Annotated in this window: 2 protein-coding genes; both read left to right on the top strand. The window is 64.8% G+C overall.

Annotated features, from left to right (window positions below):
* On the top strand, nucleotides 1-360 hold a 360-nt coding region (locus tag K206_RS0136700), incomplete at its 5' end, for a TraU family protein (protein ID WP_020207171.1).
* 9 nt (nucleotides 361-369) lie between these two features.
* Nucleotides 370-1,169 (top strand): integrating conjugative element protein (locus K206_RS0136705; RefSeq protein ID WP_020207172.1); only part of this gene is annotated, 800 nt, incomplete at its 3' end.

The raw sequence follows: 1,169 nt of genomic DNA on the forward strand, positions 1-1,169 counted from the left end.
GGCAACGTGTATCCCCGCGGTGGGTTCTTGCACCAGACCGACGACCACAAGGCCGGCGCCGTGGTGGCCCAGCGCGCAGGCGATGTCGTCACGCGCCGCGGGCAGATCCATGTTTATCAACCGCTGCTCGCCAACTCCCGTGATGGCTACTGGCCGGCTGGCGCGCTCATGGAGGGCGATGCCTCGACGGGCAAGTGGCAGGAACTCACGCCTGTCCTGTCCTCGTCCTGCGCGGTGTTTCCCCGCGATGGCTCCCTGACGCAAGCTCAGCAAGGCGACTACGCCTGGGCGCTCTGGCGGCCGTATGCCTGCTGCGAGCGCCGGGGTCAGGTGTTTCTCGGCAGCGTCGATTTCCTTTGAGGTGTTGCCATGAAGTTCCGTCCTGCATTCAATCCGTTCGCCCCCCGGGTACGTCGCACGAATATCATCCTGGCGCTGGCCGGTGCGCTCGCGCTGACGAGCGGTGTGGCCTTGGGCCAACTGGGCTATCAGACCGGCGGCAGTGTCATCGGCGATGACGTTATGTACTCGATCGGCGGCGGAAACGCCGTGTCGATGGGACGTGCGGCTGGCATGCGCTCTCTCGGGGTCGGCGTGGGCTGGAACAGCAACTTGATCTGCGGTGACATGAGCATCCAGACCACGTTGAAAAATCAACTCAACGGCGTCACCAACGGCTTCCAGCAAATCATGTCATCGGTGATCCAAAGCGCCACCAGCGCGGTGGCATCGTTGCCGGCACTGATCATTCAGCGGGCCGATCCGGGCCTTTACAACCTGCTTACCAATGGCGTGTTGCAGGCACGGCTCGATTTCGACCGTTCCAAGCTGACATGCCGTGCCATGGCGGAGAAGATGGCCGAGACGGCGGGCGGGCAGCTCGGCTGGAGCCAGATGGCAGAAGGCTTGGCGTTGCGCGATGCGGTGTCGAGCACGGATGCGGTCTCAGCCATCGAGCAGGCGGAGACTCGCCGCGGCAATGACGGTGTGCCGTGGGTCGGGGGCAGTAACGCGGGGGGCTCCGGCCAGCCCGCGATCAAGGTCGTCGGCGATGTCACTCGTGCCGGCTACAACCTGGTCAACGGCCGCGGCGTGACCGATACGTCGTCCATCGCACCGACCAGTTGTAGCAGTCTCTCGTGCCAGACCTGGAACTCGCCGCAGGCCGC

The sequence above is a fragment of the Cupriavidus sp. WS genome (genome assembly GCF_000395345.1).
Lineage (GTDB): Bacteria > Pseudomonadota > Gammaproteobacteria > Burkholderiales > Burkholderiaceae > Cupriavidus > Cupriavidus basilensis_B.